Below are 15161 nucleotides of genomic sequence, written 5' to 3' on the forward strand. Positions count from 1 at the left end.
AAAATCAGCACTATTTTGTCATCAAAGTAATAAGAGAAAGCTTCCGGATTCAGCCGGGGGTGGAGGTTAAATCTCCATCGCGAAACGAAGTGGATTCGAAATTCAGCCGTGTATCCAAGATCGTATTGATCAATTACTGTGAATCAATGCTTTCCACAAGGTCTATATCTGGAGTGTCTTGCTCTGGGACAGTAAGAACACCGCCTTTGTCAGCACTAGTTGCCATTGCTGCGTATCGCTCTAGTACACCAACCGTATCAACTTCTGGTGGTGACCAAGATTCTGCCCGTTCAGCAAGCTCTGACTTCGGAACATCAAGATGTAGTCGGCTGTTTGGGATATCAATCTCAACTGTATCTCCTTCCTCAACAAGCGCAATTAAGCCTCCAGCGGCTGCCTCTGGACTTATATGTCCAATTGCTGCTCCACGTGTGGCTCCGGAGAAGCGGCCATCCGTAATCAGTGCGACTTTCCCCGATAGACGAGGAGAGCCGCTAACCTTTGCAGTCGGTTCAAGCATTTCAGGCATACCTGGTCCTCCCTTAGGACCCTCATAACGGATTACAATCACATCTCCTGGATTAATCTCTCCTTCATCAATTGCATTTAGTGCGGCCTGCTGTGAATTAAACACCCGGGCAGATCCAGTAAATTGTCGCATGTTTTCGTCCACAGCTGCAGCTTTAACGACTGCTCCATCGGGGGCGATGTTCCCGCGTAGGACAGCCAATCCACCTCCTTTGTGAACCGGATCTTCTCGTGACTGAATGACCGTTCCTTTGACATCAGCATCTTGAATCCGCTCTTGGATAGTTTTTCCATCGACCGTAGGACATTCTGTATTCAGAAGGTCTTCAAGTCGACTCAAAACTCCGGGTACACCTCCATCGTCTCGAAGATGCTCCATCCGCCACGGCCCCGCAGGGCTCATATGTGCCAAATGCGGTGTTTTTTCTGCAATTGCTTCGAAATCTGAAAGAGTTAAATCGATCCCCGCTTCTTGGGCAATTGCTGGAACATGCAACATCGTGTTTGTTGATCCTCCAAGTGCAAGGTCAACTGTAACAGCGTTTTCAAATGCTTCTTCGGTCAAGAACTCGGACGGTCGAATATCATTGTACACAAGATCAAGAATGCGTTGTCCACTTTTCCGTGCGATATCACGCTTACGGCTGTCTAATGCTCCGGTTGTTGCACATTCTGTCCATGAGAGGCCAAGGGTCTCTGTTACACATGCCATCGTGTTGGCAGTAAACATCCCAGCACAGGATCCGGCTCCCGGGCAGGCCGTACATTCAAGCTGGTATAGATCTTCCTCAGAAAACTCTCCTTCTCGGTACTTACTCACGCCTTCAAACACAGATGCAAGATCAACTGGTTCGTCGTCAAACTCTCCAGCTTCCATGTGTCCACCTGTAACAACAACTGCGGGGATATCAAGCCGAGCAATTGCTAGCAACATTCCTGGGACAATCTTATCACAGGATGCGAGCGCAACAATACCGTCAAGCTTGTGAGCGGAAGCCATCAATTCTACAGAATCTGCAATTATTTCCCGAGATGGTAGGCTCATTCGCATCCCATCGTGTCCCATTGCAATCCCGTCATCAACCGCGATTGTGTTAAACTCAAGCGGCGTTCCACCTGCCTCTCGGACTCCTTCTTTAACCTCTTTGGCGAGTTCATCAAGATGGATATGTCCCGGTACAATCTCATTCCACGAATTTGCAATCCCAATTAGTGGCTGCTCAATATCTTCCTCCGAAAGCCCTGCAGCACGAAACAACGACCGGTGCGGCGCCCGATCCGGGCCTTCTGTAACCTCTGCACTCCGAAGAATATCATCTTTGCTGGGCATCTAGATAGCAATGACTTCTAATCCAGGGTTAATACACTTTTGCAAACATCGTTATTCATTATGACAGTGTAATCCAAGGAAATGCACCGCTTATAAATTCGATACACCGTCTCAGAGAGTGAACTATTTCTGCCGACTCGTCGCATTCGACGGATCCTTGAGGATAGGGACTTATCCCATAACAGTTAATTTCGAGGTGATTCACCTGACATCAACTGTCTCAATTCGCCCTTCAACATCAATTGTCTCAAATGTTTCTGGGTTAAGCGAAGCAACAGTATCGAGGAAAGCTGTCCGATAGCTCGCTGGCCCTTGCCAATCCTGCTCCTTGGTTGCTATTTCCCCAGCAATCCCAAATGCTGTTGTTCCCCCAAGTGCGGCCGATAGAGAATCCTCCGCAACAGCGTCGAAAATATTAACCGTGATTCCTAGCATACATCCGGTCCCGACGAAAGATCCGAGCATTGAGTCTCCTACCGAGAGCTTATATGCCGTTGTTTGATCAGCGATAATGTCTGTCTCTCCTGTTGCCACAACGATAGAATCCATTGTATTTGCACATGCTACAGCAGTCTGCTCAATATCAGTATGCTCACCAGTTACATCAACTCCCCGAATATTAGCATCGTCTTGAACAAGCGCAGTGATTTCGCCGTAATTTCCACATATTATTGACACATCAATTTCGTTTCCGATTTCACGAGCAGCCCCTGTCCGCTCTGATGTACCTCCTGCTCCGACTGGATCAAACGCAACCGGAGTGTCTCCGTTGTTTGCTGCTTTTCCAGCTTCGATGAATAGCTCAATATCTTTATCATCGATAAATCCCATATTTAGATGACAGCCATCTGATATTCTAAATCGCTCTTCTATATCCTTCTGGTCCTGACTCATTGATGGAAGTCCGCCCCAAAACGACGTGATATTTGCTACTTCATCAATCGTGACAAAGTTTGTAATTGAATTAATTAATGGGCGCTGCTCTGATATTGTGGTAATTTGGTTCTGTAGTGTCGATTGATCGATCATCGTCGGTTTACCCCCGTCATAACGGCATCACTTAGCCGTATTGTTGCTTCTTTCGGATTCTCGGCAGTGGCAATCGCAGAAATAACTGCCACACCCTCTGCTCCAGCAGCCACAACATCAGCCGCGTTACCAGCATTAATCCCACCGATACCAACAATTGGAATATCTACAGCCTCCCGAACTGCAGCAACCCCTTCTGGTCCAATTCCTTCTTCCTCTGGATCAACATCTTTTGAATCTGTATGGTAAACTGCACCCACTCCAAGATAATCGGCACCTGCTGCAACGGCTGCGCGTGCTTCTTCTGGAGTAGTCACAGAGCGACCGATAATTGCATCTTTACCGAGTTGCTCACGAGCAACTTCAATCGGAAGGTCACTATCTCCTACATGCACTCCATCCGCGTCAATTGCGGCTGCAATATCTACCCTGTCATCGACAATTAGCGGGACTTCTGCTTCTTCGGTTATTCTACGTAGTTTAAGACCTAATTCGTACCGTTCGCGAGCACTCATGTGCTTTTCACGTAATTGTACGACATCGACACCTCCCTCAATCGCTCCTCGAACAACATCAGTTGTTGACAAACCCCCCGAATAATTCTGCTGGGTCACAAAATAGACTGTCTGATCAGTGATTTGCTTCACAGTAATTAGTCGGTTGTACCTTCTGGTACTTGACCGTTATCGAACTCAACAGAAAGGGAAAGGTGGGCACGGTGGGATTTGAACCCACGATCGAGAGGTTAGGAACCTCTCGCCCTGTCCACTAGGCCACGCGCCCGAAAAGAGAAAAATACGTTAGTTTGCTGCAGTTGAGTCTTTTTCTCCATCTGACTCAACATCTGTATCAACATCTTCAATGTCTCCGTCGACATCTTCAATGTCTGCATCACCATCTCGAATTTCTTTTAGCTCCTGTTCAACTTCCTCTTTACCTTTCTGGAACTCACCAATTGCCTGACCGCTTGACCGGGCAAGCTCTGGGATTTTACTCGCACCGAAAAGGATGACGACTACTAGAAAGATCAGCGCGATCTCGAACGCCCCCAGACCCCCGATGAAGAGCGGACTGAATGTTTCAACGACCATTGCTATTTACTTGTAGATGGGTGCTGATTATAGTCTTTTTGCCTATCTCCCCGCGCAGAGAGATATACTGGCGATGTGCTTTTGTGGTGTTTCTTTCAATAGTACGTATGGACGAACCTGATCCCGTGGTTCCAGATACTGAGCCTTCGCGCGTGCATGATGAATATGATCCGTCAGCCGATCATGCATTTCCTGATACCCGTTTAAATAGTGTTCTTGAATATCTTCAGAATGATGAAGAAATCCAAGCATATCTTAAAGCACAAAATGTCAACCCGGTGAAACGGATGAACTATAATGATCATGGACAAGAGCACATACGAATTGTCCGAGATAGAGCCTTAGAATTATATGGGCTGCTTAAAAAAGGTGGAGTTACATTCAACGGGGCTACTGATCAAGGCCTCTCAGAAGCAGACGAACCAGTGATTATTGCGCTTGCTGCAACGCTTCATGACGTTGGTCATGTGGTCCATCGGCATGACCATCCGTATTATTCAATCCCAATTGCCTCTGACATTCTTGATCGTGTCCTGCCGGAGTTTTATTCGGTCCCTGATGCAGTTCGGGTCAAAAGTGAAGTGCTACATGCGATTCTCTGCCATCCCACAGAAGAAAGACCGCTAACCTTGGAAGCAGGCGTCGTTCGGGTCGCGGACGCACTAGATATGGAACGAGGAAGATCGAGGATTCCATATGAGAAGGGCGGACGTGGGATTAATACACTTTCAAGTCGAGCAATCGAAGAAGTATCCCTTACCTCTGGGGATTCTGCTCCAGTACTTGTTGAGATTAAGATGTCTGGAGCAGTAGGCGTCTATCAAGTTGATTCATTACTTAAATCAAAACTGCAACACTCTCGTCTTGAAGATCACATTCGTATCGTCGCGATCAACACAGGTGGTGAGGACCAACTCGTTGAACGAATTGAGCTTTAGTTATATTAGAAAAAGTGGTTTTTGACAGAGACAGGACTAACTCAGAATAGCTATATTCCAGTTCGTTTGGCGTAGTAACGTGTTGTTTCGTCAGTTGACTCACAGGCTACTAATTCGCGATTAGACAGCGTTTGCAAGATGCTTAAAATAGTGAGTTGTGGTAAATCAAGACGTTGCTGTAACTGCGAGGCTGTTGCTGCTCCCTCCAGAGCTAAGGAATGATAAACGAGTTTGGCTGTAGCCGATTCTATTTTTGACATCACGACTCGTCGATCCTCTGTATCGAGGGCTGCCATCATTATCAGATACAACTATTTCGACAATAATAAAACCTCGCGTTCGACAAAAGTCGAAAAAAGACCTACGCAGCTGCTTCCTCAGCGAAGTACTCGTCGTACTCCCCACTGTCTATCTTCTCTTTGAACTCACGAGGATTTTCGCCTTCGACTGTTACACCAAGCGATGTGCACGTACCTACAATTTCTTTTGCAGCGTTCTTCAGGTCATATGCAAGTAGGTCTGTGTGCTTTTGTTCCGCTATTTGTCGAACCTGATCCACCGAGAGATCAGCAACAAATTCTTCATGCGGTTCTCCACTTCCAGTTTCGAAGCCAGCTTCATCCTTAATCAGCTCAGCTGTTGGCGGAACACCAACTTCAATCTCAAAGGACCCGTCGTCCTCGTAATTGATCGTTACTGGCACTTCTGTGCCATCGAATGCAGCTGTCTGGTCGTTAATCTCTTGTACAACATTCTGAACATCAACTGGTGTTGGACCGAGCTCAGGACCAAGTGGCGGGCCTGGATCAGCCTGTCCACCTGGAACGAGCACTTCGATTGTTCCTCCCATAAACGATAAAACTCGCTATCAACTGTTAAGCGTATCGAAACGGGGATAAACAGTTAAGAATCAGCGATCACTGACTCTTCAATCCATGATTTATATGCACTGAGAACGTCGTCTTCCTCAAATCGCTCAATACAGGGAACATCGTAGGGATGTAGCTCCTTTACACGGGTTTTTAGTTTTTCATATGTCTCTGCTGTTGTCTTGATAAAGAGAATAGCTTCAGTGTCAGTATGTATTTCTCCGTTCCAGCGGTATGTTGAACTACAGTCAACCGAATTTACACAAGCTGCAAGCTGCTCTTGGATAAGTGTCGTTGCTATTTCCTCTGCGGAGTTTTCCGGTACTGTAACGAATACTGTTGTCATGAGTTTGCGTTTATTGGAGAATAGTCTCCCGTTATATCCCATTCATGAATACAGTATATCTCCCCTGGCTGTTCATCAGATACGCGCCATGCTCCATCTTTCCATACTTCTTTTCGACCACAGAGCTCACATTCCCGGGCATCAGGCGGCTGAATATCAATCATCATTTGCATAATCAGGGCATCTTAGGTATAACACTTTTACGGCATTCCTTCTCACGAAAAGTGTTGTCAATTTGGCTATTAGCAAAACAACCATGTTAATTGCTTTCAAATACCAATTTGATGCGGCTACTAGAACACGAAGCTAAACGTCAATTTGAACGGGTTGGTATCCCGACTCCGTCGTCGTACCACGTTAGTTCGTGTGCCACGGCACGGGATGCGGCAGTTTCCCTCGGGTACCCAATAATGGTCAAAGCTCAGATTCCGACAGGCGGTCGCATGAAGGCTGGCGGAATAACACGTGCTACAACACAATCTGAGTTGACCTCAATTGTTGACCAAATGCTAGACTCAACGATTAAGGGATACCGTGTTGATTCCATACTGATTGAATCGATTGTTGATGTTGCATCGGAATTGTACCTCAGCATTACGATTGATCGGACAAAAGGCCAACCAGTGGCAATCTTTTCTGCGGAAGGGGGTATTGATGTTGAGGCAGCTGACTCTGATAAAATTCATCAACAACTGATTGACCCAGCATATGGATTACAAGCACACCAAATCCGCCAAATGGCATACCAAGCAGATATTGATCGAGGGCTAGTTCCTGACCTTGTGGATATTTTCCAGAAAGTGTATAAACTATGGGATGAGTCGGATGGGACTGAAATAGAAATTAATCCACTCGTTTTAACACCTTCAACTGATCTCCGCGCAGTTGATGCTGTTTTTGAGCTCGACCCTGACGCAATGTTCCGTCAGTCTTCTTTCACCCCAGCAGCCTATGATATTCAGCAACAGGATACTGTCGAACGGAAGGCAGATGAGTATAATTTCGACTATGTCCGCTTGGACGGAAATATTGGTATTATCGGAAACGGTGCTGGACTCGTTATGACGACACAAGATCTAATTGCTGAAGAGGGTGGAAGTCCGGCAAACTTCCTTGACATCGGTGGAGGAGCAGATGCACAGCGAATGGCAAATGCACTTGACCTCACGTTCAGTGATCCAAACGTGTCTGTGCTATTGATCAATATTTTTGGTGGAATTACCCAATGTGATGCTATTGCAGAGGGTATTAATAATGCAATTAAGAAGCATGCACCTCCTCCGGTTCCTGTTGTCGTTCGACTTGCTGGTACGAATGCAACTGCTGGCCGCCAACAACTTGATACGCAACATCTGACCGTTGCCGACTCGTTGGACCAAGCGATTAGCAAAGCAGTTACAATTGCATCATCTGAAGAGGTCAAACCATGAGTATTTTTGTCGACAACGATACTCGTGTCATCGTTCAGGGAATCACTGGTAGCCAAGGAAAGTATCACACAGAGCAGATGAAAGCATACGGAACAGACATTGTTGCTGGGGCTGTTCCAGGGAAAGGCGGTGAAAAGATACATGGAGTACCGGTATTTGATACTGTATTCGAAGCGGCCGAGCAAACAGAGGCAAATGCATCTGTAATATTCGTTCCCCCTGCCGCTGGGAAGGATGCTGTTTTTGAGGCAATTGCCGCACAACTAGATCCTGTCATTGTGATCTCAGAAGGGATACCACAGCAGGATATGGTCCTCATTCGTCGTCGTCTCAGTGAAACAGGCACTCGACTCATTGGCCCGAATACCCCCGGGATCATTACACCTGGACAAACTAAACTTGGAATTTTCCCAAATGACCTGACAGCAGCGGGGTCCGTTGGTATTATATCACGATCTGGTACACTAACATACCAAATTGTTGAAGAGCTCAATCAGGAAGGTATCGGTCAATCAACAGTCCTCGGCGTCGGGGGTGATCCAATTATCGGGACAACATTTCGAGATGCGCTCTCGGCGTTTGAAGCTGATCCCCAGACAGACGCCGTAGTTCTCTGTGGTGAGATTGGAGGGGAACAAGAAGAGCAAGCAGCAGAATTCATTCAAGAGTCAATGACCACACCAGTTGTTGGATTTGTTGCTGGTCGGACCGCTCCTGCGGGGACTCGTATGGGGCACGCAGGAGCGATTATAACTTCAGATGGAACCGGAACTGCGGAGCATAAAATTAGATTACTAAAACGAGCAGGGGCTGACATCGCACACACACCCAAAGAAATACCGACTCTTCTCAAATCGGTACTCGAATAATGTCACTTATACAATTACCTGTGTATCAAATAAAAAATAGCGTTTACATCAGTCAATTATCTATATAGTATATATGAGTACAGAGGTTAGTCGGACCCGTGCTTGGTTTATCGCTTCACGTCCTCAGACGCTACCAACTGGTGCAGCCCCTGTGATTGTTGGTACGGCAGTCGCATACTATGAGAATTTGTTTTCACTTTGGCCGGCTGTTGCCGCACTCGTAGGTGCGCTACTCATCCAGATTGGTACGAATTTTGCAAATGACTACTATGACGCTGTCAAAGGTGTCGATGATGATGACAGAGAAGGCTTTACACGTGTCACCCACGCTGGCCTTCTGCCACCTAAGCGGGTAAAACAAGCCGCATTTGTGACCTTCGGATTAGCAATCCTCGTTGGCACATATTTGGTCTATGTCGGGGGCCTTCCGATTCTTATCATTGGCTTAGCAAGCATTGTTAGTGGCTACGCATACGCTGGGGGTCCATACCCACTTGGCTCGAATGGATTGGGGGACCTTTTTGTATTCTTATTCTTTGGGGTCATTGCTGTTACTGGAACAGTATATGTACAGGCTACTGAGAAACTTCTCACAGAACCTTTCCCGATGACTGTCCCCGAAGGGACCATTCCAATGACTGCAATTCTGGCCAGTCTCCCGATGGCTGCCTTTGCCACCAATGTCTTAGTGATCAATAACATCCGAGATTTAGAAAATGATAAAGAAGCAGGCAAGCAAACACTTGCCGTTCTTATCGGGTATGGATGGAGCCGGATCGAGTTTATCGGATTAACAGTGCTAGCATACATTGTTCCAATTCTTCTCTGGTTGGGGATTGGAACGTCTCCAGTTGGCGTTTCAATCTTACTTCCACTTCTAACCTTACCATTTGCTCTCGGCATCATACGTACGATACTAAATCAGACTGACGGTGCTGCATTGAATCCAGCATTGGAGAATTTAGGTAAGGTTCTCTTTGCCTACGCAATTCTTTTTGCAGTTGGCATGGTGATGTCCAATGTACAGCTGCTCTAAACGCAAATATTAGACTCAGTTCATGAGACTCCGCATTGAGCAATTCGAGTTAGACCTGAATACTGAATTTACGACCGCATCACAGACGGTGACAACACGGAAGGGAGCCGTTATTATTGTGACTGATGGAGAAACGTATGGAATCGGCGAGGCGACCCCGCTAGCCGGTTGGACCGAATCTACTGAGGCCTGCTACCGGGCTTTATCAGCTCTTCCGAATTCACTAGGAGATCATGATATCGATGGGCTTCTACATCAGCTTTCAGATACACCAGCTGCAAGACATGGAGTAGAACTTGCATTGCTGGATTACGCGGCCCGAAAGGAGAGTGTCTCTTTGTATACGCATATCTCTGACTCAAAGCTAACACAAACTTCTGTTCCAGTTAATGCTACTATCGGAAGTGTTGATGGGCAAAAACTCAGTCAGCAAGTCGAATCTGCGATTAACCAAGGATATGAAACAATAAAGGTCAAGGCTGGTAAAGCATCTCCCGATGTCGATAAGAACCGAATCGAGCGCGTACGTTCAATTGCCGGGCCAAGTGTCTCAATCCGAGTCGATGTCAATGAAAGTTGGAGCCTCCGGACTGCACAAGCCGCAACTCATTGGATAAATAAAGCAGATGTTGAATATCTTGAACAACCTTTGCCTCGTGAATGTCTTGAGGAGCATGCTGAGCTAAATAGATCAGCCAATGTTGCAATCGATGAAGGCCTGTATGAATATGATATTACGAGTATTATTGAAAAGAATGCAGCAGCGTATCTAATCTGCAAACCGATGGCCATTGGTGGAATCTTGCCAACTCGTAAAATCGCACGACAAGCCCGAAACGCAGGGATAGAACCAGTTATCACGACGACAATAGATGGGGCAATAGCTAGAACAGCAGCGACACACCTTGCCGTGTCACTGGCTCCTTTACCAGCGTGTGGACTTGCGACGGGACAATTGCTTGCGGAAGATCATTGTCGTTTTCCAATTCACGTTGACTCAGGTGTCTTTACCGTCCCTGATGCTGTTGGGCTCGGGATTGACAGATCCGAGCTTTGAATATTCTGCTGATTCGTCTTTGTGAACTCACCCCGGGGTCAAGCCCCAGGGCAGTCGCCTTGTACCGCCTGTACATCACTCAAAGATATCGAAATGCTCTATGTTGCCTTTTTATGATCTCTGAAGATCAGCGCCCAAACGTGAACTACCCCTGCCTATTCATCGCTTTCGGTGGCTCCTTGACGACAGGGACGTAGTCTGTGGAGATTAAATTCAGAAATACTAATAACGGATATATCCGGCTTGGCTTTATTATTGCTCAGCTATTAGTTTACTATTGTACACGTGTCAGGGAATACTCGCGTTGTCATTGTTAAACGGGTCGATGAAGGCACCGCAGATACCGAAGAAATCCGAAACCTTGCCCATGCCGCAGGATATCAGGTTGTTGGAGAAATTACACAGACGCGCAAAGAAGACCCAGCAACTGAAATCGGTGCAGGGAAAGTCCAAGAACTAGCACGAACAGTCTTATATGAGAACGCTTCAACGGTTATCTTCGATAACCGTCTTGGACCTTATCAGACATACAACCTTGGTCAAGAGCTTCCGGAAGGAACTGAAGTAAATGACCGGTTTCGGCTCATTCTTGATATCTTCGGCCAGCGGGCACAGACTCGTAAGGCACAATTACAAGTTGAACTTGCAGAGTTACGATATGAACTCCCTCGCGCAGAGGCCAAAACCAGCTTAGCCAAACGCGATGAGCATCCTGGGTTCATGGGCCTCGGTGAATACGATGAAAGTCGAGAGCAGGATATCAAAGATCGGATCAGCCGGATTCGAGAAGAACTGGAGCAAATTGAACAAACTGAGGCGGATCGTCGTGAACAACGCCGCGAGTCTGGATTTGATCTTGTCGCTTTGGCTGGATATACAAACGCAGGAAAATCAACGCTTCTGCGGCAGTTGTCTGCTGACCTCGATGTTGACGAAAATAAAAACCTTCATCCAGACCTTGACACAACGGCAGAATCTGAAAACCAACTGTTTACTACACTCGGTACGACAACGCGCAAAGCTGACTTTGACCAACGTGATGTACTAGTTACTGATACTGTTGGATTCATTAGTGATCTTCCACACTGGCTTGTTGAGTCGTTTAAATCTACTCTTGATGCAGTATACCGAGCTGACCTAGTCCTCTTAGTGGTGGATGTAAGTGAATCTATTGAGGAAATACGTCAAAAGCTCACTACTTGTCATGATACACTATATGAGCGCAATAGGGCTCCAATTGTCACCGTGTTAAATAAAATCGATAAAATTGATGAGGACGAATTACAGGAGAAGATAACTGCTCTATCAGCACTGGCTCCTAATCCAGTCGCGCTCAGTGCGAAAACAGGAGAGAATATTGACCAACTCTGGAATCGTATGCACCAGGAACTTCCTGATCTGCAACATGAGCGACTTGCGTTGCCTATGACAGACGAAACAATGAGTGTTGTGTCATGGATTTATGACAACACTCGGGTCGACGATATTACCTATGATAATGATACTGTGATTATTGAATTTGCAGCAAGACCTAATGTTGTCTCTCAGTCTCGATCAAAGGCAAGTGAACTCGTAACGGCAGAAGCCGAAGCTTGAACACGTGAACTACCCCTGCCTACTCGCGGCCGTTGGCGGCTCCTTGAGGCAGGGGCTTCCTGCTTCCACGACGCGCTTTGCAGGAACAACCGCAGTTCCCGTAGGGAGCGCAGTCTCCACAGGCGTTCCTTCGGAGTGACCCACTCCTAGTTTCGAGAGTCCGCGAGAAAGAACGTTCCACGCTGCGTTTGCGTCTCTGTCCACCTCGAACCCACAGGCCGGACAGGAGTGTTCACGCACCCACAGCGGTTTGGCTGTTTTGACGCCACACTGGGCGCACTCTTTGGTGGTGCCGTCAGGGTCAATCTCCACGAAGTGCGTGCCTTCTCGCTCGCACTTGTATTCGAGCAGATCAGTGAAAGTGCTCCACGCCGCTGACGCGGTATTGCGGCTGTTACGCGGCGATTCCAGCATCCCTTTCACGTCGAGGTCTTCGACAGCGACTAGGTCGTACTCCCGAGCGTAGTAGTTCGAGAGTTTGTGCAGGAAGTCACGCCGCTTGCGCTTGATGTCGAGATGACACTCAGCAACTGCCTGCCGCTGGTTTTCCCAGTTGTTTGCCCCGTGCTCTTTATGCGAGAGCTTCCGTTGCTCTCGTTCGAGCCTGTCGCGTTCGTCCGCGAGGTCAAGTGACCCAACTGCCGTGCCGTCAGTGTCGTGGGCATACTTCAGAATCCCCACGTCGATGCCAACCATCTCGTCCGCGTCAACATCTTCCAGCGACGGTTTGGCAGGTTCATCTTTATCATCAACGGCGAAGGAGGCGTACCACTCTCCAGTTGGTTCTTTCTTGAGCGTGACTTCTTTGACTGTTTCATCTTCGGGGATTTGTCGGTGACACTCAATCGGGATATCCGCGAGTTTCGACAGCGAGAGTACAGTCTGACCGTTCTTCTTGTCGAACTCGAAGCCAGACTGGACGTATGTGAAACTGCGGAATTCCTTGGGTGCCTTCCAGTTGAGACTCCCAACATTGTAACCCTTCTCTTTCAGTTCAGACAGGGCTTTGATACTGTCTTCAATCCGCATGACAGCGGCCTGTGCAACCGTCGAGTACAGGTCGTTCAATTCCTCCCACCAGTCTTTCAGGTCGGTGAGTTGATTGCGGACCTGTCGCACTCGTTGATTGAGCGTTCCTGCCGAGTCGGGAATCTTGGTAAACTCCCTGAGAGCGTGGTTGTAGAGTTGCCTACAGGTGTCCCGGTGATAGTCCAGCGTTTCACGCTGTTCGGCGGTTGGTTTGAGTCGGAACCTGTAGGCGTAGTGCATCAGTTATCCCTCACGTTGTTCGATAAGCTCGTCCAATTTCTCTTGGACGAACGAAGAGAGATTCAAGTGGTTCTCTTCGACCCACTCGGCTTGATCTTCACGGATTGTGATGTTCTTCCGTTCCACAGTGTGTGTTATACGCAGTATATGTATAAGTCCATCGAAACGGTGGGTCTGTGGGCCAGCAACAGGAAGGTGCAAAAAGACGAAGACGGAGCTGTATCCCCGCCCTACTCGCTCCCTCTGGTCGCTCCTTGAGGACGGGGGCTTAGCGCCTGTATTCAGCTAATCGGTCTTGCGTGGAACGTAGCCGATGTAGTTCCAGCATCTTTTCAGAGTGACTTCTCTGGACGGTGATGGCTTTCTCATTGTTCAAACAACGATTTGACCGTCCTGAAAGTATATGATACTGGATTTAGTATTGACACAGTATGAAGCGTCGGTCGCTCCTCGCAGGTCTTGGAATTTCTGTTGCGGCAATTGGAACAGGAGCGATTGCGCAAGGAGGTCGACCCTCTTTCAGTAATTCCACCGATACTCAAACGGATGAATTGCTGATCCAAAAAAACCGAGAATGGATCGAAACAGATCCTTCGGCGACAGATAACCCATATTATGTACCCGTTTTTGATGCGTCTGATGCTGATCGCCTCATAAATCACACAAAGCTTGATCCGTCAGAACAGAGATTTATTGAAGAGACCGATTTTGAGTCTGCGTATTTGCTTGTTGTAGAACATTGGCCAACGCATGGGGTAGAGCTCACACACACAGACACAACTGTTGATGACACAACTGTGGTGCAGGTATCTGAACAAGATTACCGTGATCCGGATGAAGCGTATATCGGTGTTGTACATCTCAATAGCTTAGTGCTACGAGTATCCAGCCCCGTTACTCCAGACTCAGTGTCCTTTCAGATTCGATTACAAAAAACAACTGGCGAAGAAATAGCTGTTGATCCATATGATTCCTCTGAGTATGACGATCAAACCTCGGTTTAAAATATATAATGATGATGCAGAGAACTAAACAACAAGTGATTGGATGTTAATACCTCCATATCATAATATCAAATAGCAACTGACAGTCAACAATCATGCGTGACAAAGTACAGCGACTCTCGAACGGTCCCCGTCCAGAAAATGGTGAAGGCCCAATCCACATTGTCGATATGGAAGACGAAGAAGCAGTCGAGTTGTTCGAAACTTTAGGAACTCAGACGACATACCAAATCTATAACGAACTCCAACATGAGCCACAGACGCCAAGTGAGCTTGCTGACTCTCAAGGTGGTAGTTTACAGAATATCCACTACCATATTGAGAAACTCGAAACTGCAGGGCTAATCGAGCCGGTCGATACATGGTACTCAGAAAAGGGTGTCGAGATGAGCGTATACGCCCCAACCCACAATCCTCTTGTGATTAGCTTTGGCACGGATTCAAGCCGAAGTCGATTACGAACTGTACTAACACGAGCATTTGGCGGTATTGGTATTGTCGCGGCAACTAGTTTAGTCGTTGAGTACGCTGTCAACTGGTGGCAGGAGTCAGGTGAATCTCAATCGGGCACCGAAATTAGCACAGTTACGACCAACGGCGAATCAGCACAACCCAGTGTTGTTGATGTTATTGTCAATTCTCCCGGGTTGACTGTGTTTGTTCTTGGTCTCCTGGTCATTATGCTCTATACAATTGGTCAACTTCGCGACTGAGGCTTCTTCTTGTAACCCAGAACAGTATAAAATTAATGCGAAATATAAGAGAATCC

18 protein-coding genes and 1 tRNA gene are annotated in these 15161 nt (G+C 47.2%); 8 read left to right on the forward strand and 11 right to left on the reverse strand.

Annotation, left to right across the window (positions count from 1 at the left end):
- Positions 1-133: 133 nt before the first annotated feature.
- From ilvD to K0C01_RS09000, 5 genes are all read right to left on the reverse strand, one after another.
- Positions 134-1858, reverse strand: coding sequence for a dihydroxy-acid dehydratase (ilvD, locus tag K0C01_RS08980; RefSeq protein WP_221169372.1), 1725 nt, complete (start codon positions 1856-1858; stop codon positions 134-136).
- A gap of 201 nt (positions 1859-2059) precedes the next feature.
- Positions 2060-2887: a hydroxyethylthiazole kinase gene (thiM, locus tag K0C01_RS08985; RefSeq protein WP_221169373.1), complete on the reverse strand. Its 828-nt coding sequence runs from the start codon at positions 2885-2887 to the stop codon at positions 2060-2062.
- Entirely contained in the window at positions 2884-3525 is a 642-nt protein-coding gene (gene thiE / locus K0C01_RS08990; protein WP_221171240.1) for a thiamine phosphate synthase, read from the reverse strand. The genes thiM and thiE overlap by 4 nt, the downstream gene beginning before the upstream one ends.
- A gap of 72 nt (positions 3526-3597) precedes the next feature.
- Positions 3598-3670: transfer RNA gene (locus K0C01_RS08995), tRNA-Arg, on the reverse strand.
- A 17-nt stretch (positions 3671-3687) separates the two neighbouring features.
- A complete protein-coding gene (locus tag K0C01_RS09000; protein WP_221169374.1) occupies positions 3688-3978 on the reverse strand; it encodes a Sec-independent protein translocase subunit TatA/TatB in 291 nt (96 codons plus the stop codon).
- 107 nt (positions 3979-4085) lie between these two features.
- On the opposite strand from K0C01_RS09000, the gene K0C01_RS09005 reads away from it, so the two are divergent.
- The gene (locus tag K0C01_RS09005; protein ID WP_221169375.1) at positions 4086-4916 is read left to right on the forward strand and encodes an HD domain-containing protein; all 831 of its coding nucleotides are present in this window, start codon (positions 4086-4088) and stop codon (positions 4914-4916) included.
- Positions 4917-4966: 50 nt separating this feature from the next.
- Here K0C01_RS09005 and K0C01_RS09010 read toward each other — a convergent pair whose 3' ends face one another.
- From K0C01_RS09010 to K0C01_RS09025, 4 genes are all read right to left on the reverse strand, one after another.
- Positions 4967-5215: a helix-turn-helix domain-containing protein gene (locus tag K0C01_RS09010; RefSeq protein WP_221169376.1), complete on the reverse strand. Its 249-nt coding sequence runs from the start codon at positions 5213-5215 to the stop codon at positions 4967-4969.
- A gap of 62 nt (positions 5216-5277) precedes the next feature.
- Positions 5278-5766 (reverse strand): 50S ribosomal protein L11, encoded by a 489-nt coding sequence (locus K0C01_RS09015; RefSeq protein ID WP_221169377.1) that lies wholly within the window; start codon positions 5764-5766, stop codon positions 5278-5280.
- Positions 5767-5819: 53 nt separating this feature from the next.
- Positions 5820-6131: a divalent-cation tolerance protein CutA gene (gene cutA, locus K0C01_RS09020; RefSeq protein ID WP_221169378.1), complete on the reverse strand. Its 312-nt coding sequence runs from the start codon at positions 6129-6131 to the stop codon at positions 5820-5822.
- Positions 6128-6298 (reverse strand): HEWD family protein, encoded by a 171-nt coding sequence (locus tag K0C01_RS09025; RefSeq protein WP_221169379.1) that lies wholly within the window; start codon positions 6296-6298, stop codon positions 6128-6130. The genes cutA and K0C01_RS09025 overlap by 4 nt, the downstream gene beginning before the upstream one ends.
- A 117-nt stretch (positions 6299-6415) precedes the next feature.
- Between K0C01_RS09025 and sucC the strand changes: the two genes are divergently transcribed.
- The 5 genes from sucC (at position 6416) to hflX (ending at position 12119) form a co-directional block, all read left to right on the forward strand.
- Entirely contained in the window at positions 6416-7561 is a 1146-nt protein-coding gene (sucC, locus tag K0C01_RS09030; RefSeq protein ID WP_221169380.1) for an ADP-forming succinate--CoA ligase subunit beta, read from the forward strand.
- Positions 7558-8430: a succinate--CoA ligase subunit alpha gene (sucD, locus tag K0C01_RS09035; protein ID WP_221169381.1), complete on the forward strand. Its 873-nt coding sequence runs from the start codon at positions 7558-7560 to the stop codon at positions 8428-8430. Before sucC ends, sucD begins: the two co-directional genes overlap by 4 nt.
- 73 nt (positions 8431-8503) lie before the next feature.
- Positions 8504-9466 (forward strand): 1,4-dihydroxy-2-naphthoate polyprenyltransferase, encoded by a 963-nt coding sequence (locus tag K0C01_RS09040; RefSeq protein ID WP_221169382.1) that lies wholly within the window; start codon positions 8504-8506, stop codon positions 9464-9466.
- 22 nt (positions 9467-9488) lie between these two features.
- Positions 9489-10523, forward strand: a complete 1035-nt coding sequence (locus K0C01_RS09045; RefSeq protein WP_221169383.1) for a mandelate racemase/muconate lactonizing enzyme family protein — start codon at positions 9489-9491, stop codon at positions 10521-10523.
- Positions 10524-10808: 285 nt separating this feature from the next.
- Positions 10809-12119 carry a GTPase HflX gene (hflX, locus tag K0C01_RS09050; RefSeq protein WP_221169384.1) on the forward strand — a complete coding sequence of 437 codons (1311 nt, stop codon included), beginning with the start codon at positions 10809-10811 and terminating at the stop codon, positions 12117-12119.
- Positions 12120-12128: 9 nt separating this feature from the next.
- Here the strand turns inward: hflX and K0C01_RS09055 are convergent, their stop codons facing one another.
- Positions 12129-13388, reverse strand: coding sequence for an RNA-guided endonuclease InsQ/TnpB family protein (locus tag K0C01_RS09055; protein WP_221169385.1), 1260 nt, complete (start codon positions 13386-13388; stop codon positions 12129-12131).
- 3 nt (positions 13389-13391) lie between these two features.
- Complete coding sequence (locus K0C01_RS12825) at positions 13392-13514, reverse strand: hypothetical protein (protein ID WP_255568263.1); 123 nt, start codon at positions 13512-13514, stop codon at positions 13392-13394.
- 305 nt (positions 13515-13819) lie between these two features.
- Here K0C01_RS12825 and K0C01_RS09060 point away from each other — a divergent pair, with 305 nt between their 5' ends.
- Both K0C01_RS09060 and K0C01_RS09065 read left to right on the forward strand, forming a co-directional pair.
- A complete protein-coding gene (locus K0C01_RS09060) occupies positions 13820-14392 on the forward strand; it encodes a hypothetical protein (protein ID WP_221169386.1) in 573 nt (190 codons plus the stop codon).
- Between the two features lie 95 nt (positions 14393-14487).
- Positions 14488-15105, forward strand: coding sequence for an ArsR/SmtB family transcription factor (locus K0C01_RS09065; protein WP_221169387.1), 618 nt, complete (start codon positions 14488-14490; stop codon positions 15103-15105).
- Positions 15106-15161: the final 56 nt, after the last annotated feature.

The organism is Salinarchaeum sp. IM2453 (assembly GCF_019693215.1).
In the GTDB taxonomy this organism is placed as follows: domain Archaea; phylum Halobacteriota; class Halobacteria; order Halobacteriales; family Salinarchaeaceae; genus IM2453.

Bases quoted from the DNA above. Each gene is read 5' to 3' on its own strand.
- K0C01_RS09055 (WP_221169385.1), bottom strand. From the start codon at position 13,388: ATGCACTACGCCTACAGGTTCCGACTCAAACCAACCGCCGAACAGCGT.
- K0C01_RS09005 (WP_221169375.1), top strand. From the start codon at position 4,086: ATGGACGAACCTGATCCCGTGGTTCCAGATACTGAGCCTTCGCGCGTG.
- sucD (WP_221169381.1), top strand. From the start codon at position 7,558: ATGAGTATTTTTGTCGACAACGATACTCGTGTCATCGTTCAGGGAATC.
- K0C01_RS09015 (WP_221169377.1), bottom strand. From the start codon at position 5,766: ATGGGAGGAACAATCGAAGTGCTCGTTCCAGGTGGACAGGCTGATCCA.
- K0C01_RS09045 (WP_221169383.1), top strand. From the start codon at position 9,489: ATGAGACTCCGCATTGAGCAATTCGAGTTAGACCTGAATACTGAATTT.
- K0C01_RS09065 (WP_221169387.1), top strand. From the start codon at position 14,488: ATGCGTGACAAAGTACAGCGACTCTCGAACGGTCCCCGTCCAGAAAAT.
- cutA (WP_221169378.1), bottom strand. From the start codon at position 6,131: ATGACAACAGTATTCGTTACAGTACCGGAAAACTCCGCAGAGGAAATA.
- K0C01_RS09060 (WP_221169386.1), top strand. From the start codon at position 13,820: ATGAAGCGTCGGTCGCTCCTCGCAGGTCTTGGAATTTCTGTTGCGGCA.
- sucC (WP_221169380.1), top strand. From the start codon at position 6,416: ATGCGGCTACTAGAACACGAAGCTAAACGTCAATTTGAACGGGTTGGT.
- thiM (WP_221169373.1), bottom strand. From the start codon at position 2,887: ATGATCGATCAATCGACACTACAGAACCAAATTACCACAATATCAGAG.
- K0C01_RS09025 (WP_221169379.1), bottom strand. From the start codon at position 6,298: ATGATGATTGATATTCAGCCGCCTGATGCCCGGGAATGTGAGCTCTGT.
- K0C01_RS09040 (WP_221169382.1), top strand. From the start codon at position 8,504: ATGAGTACAGAGGTTAGTCGGACCCGTGCTTGGTTTATCGCTTCACGT.
- K0C01_RS09000 (WP_221169374.1), bottom strand. From the start codon at position 3,978: ATGGTCGTTGAAACATTCAGTCCGCTCTTCATCGGGGGTCTGGGGGCG.
- ilvD (WP_221169372.1), bottom strand. From the start codon at position 1,858: ATGCCCAGCAAAGATGATATTCTTCGGAGTGCAGAGGTTACAGAAGGC.
- K0C01_RS09010 (WP_221169376.1), bottom strand. From the start codon at position 5,215: ATGATGGCAGCCCTCGATACAGAGGATCGACGAGTCGTGATGTCAAAA.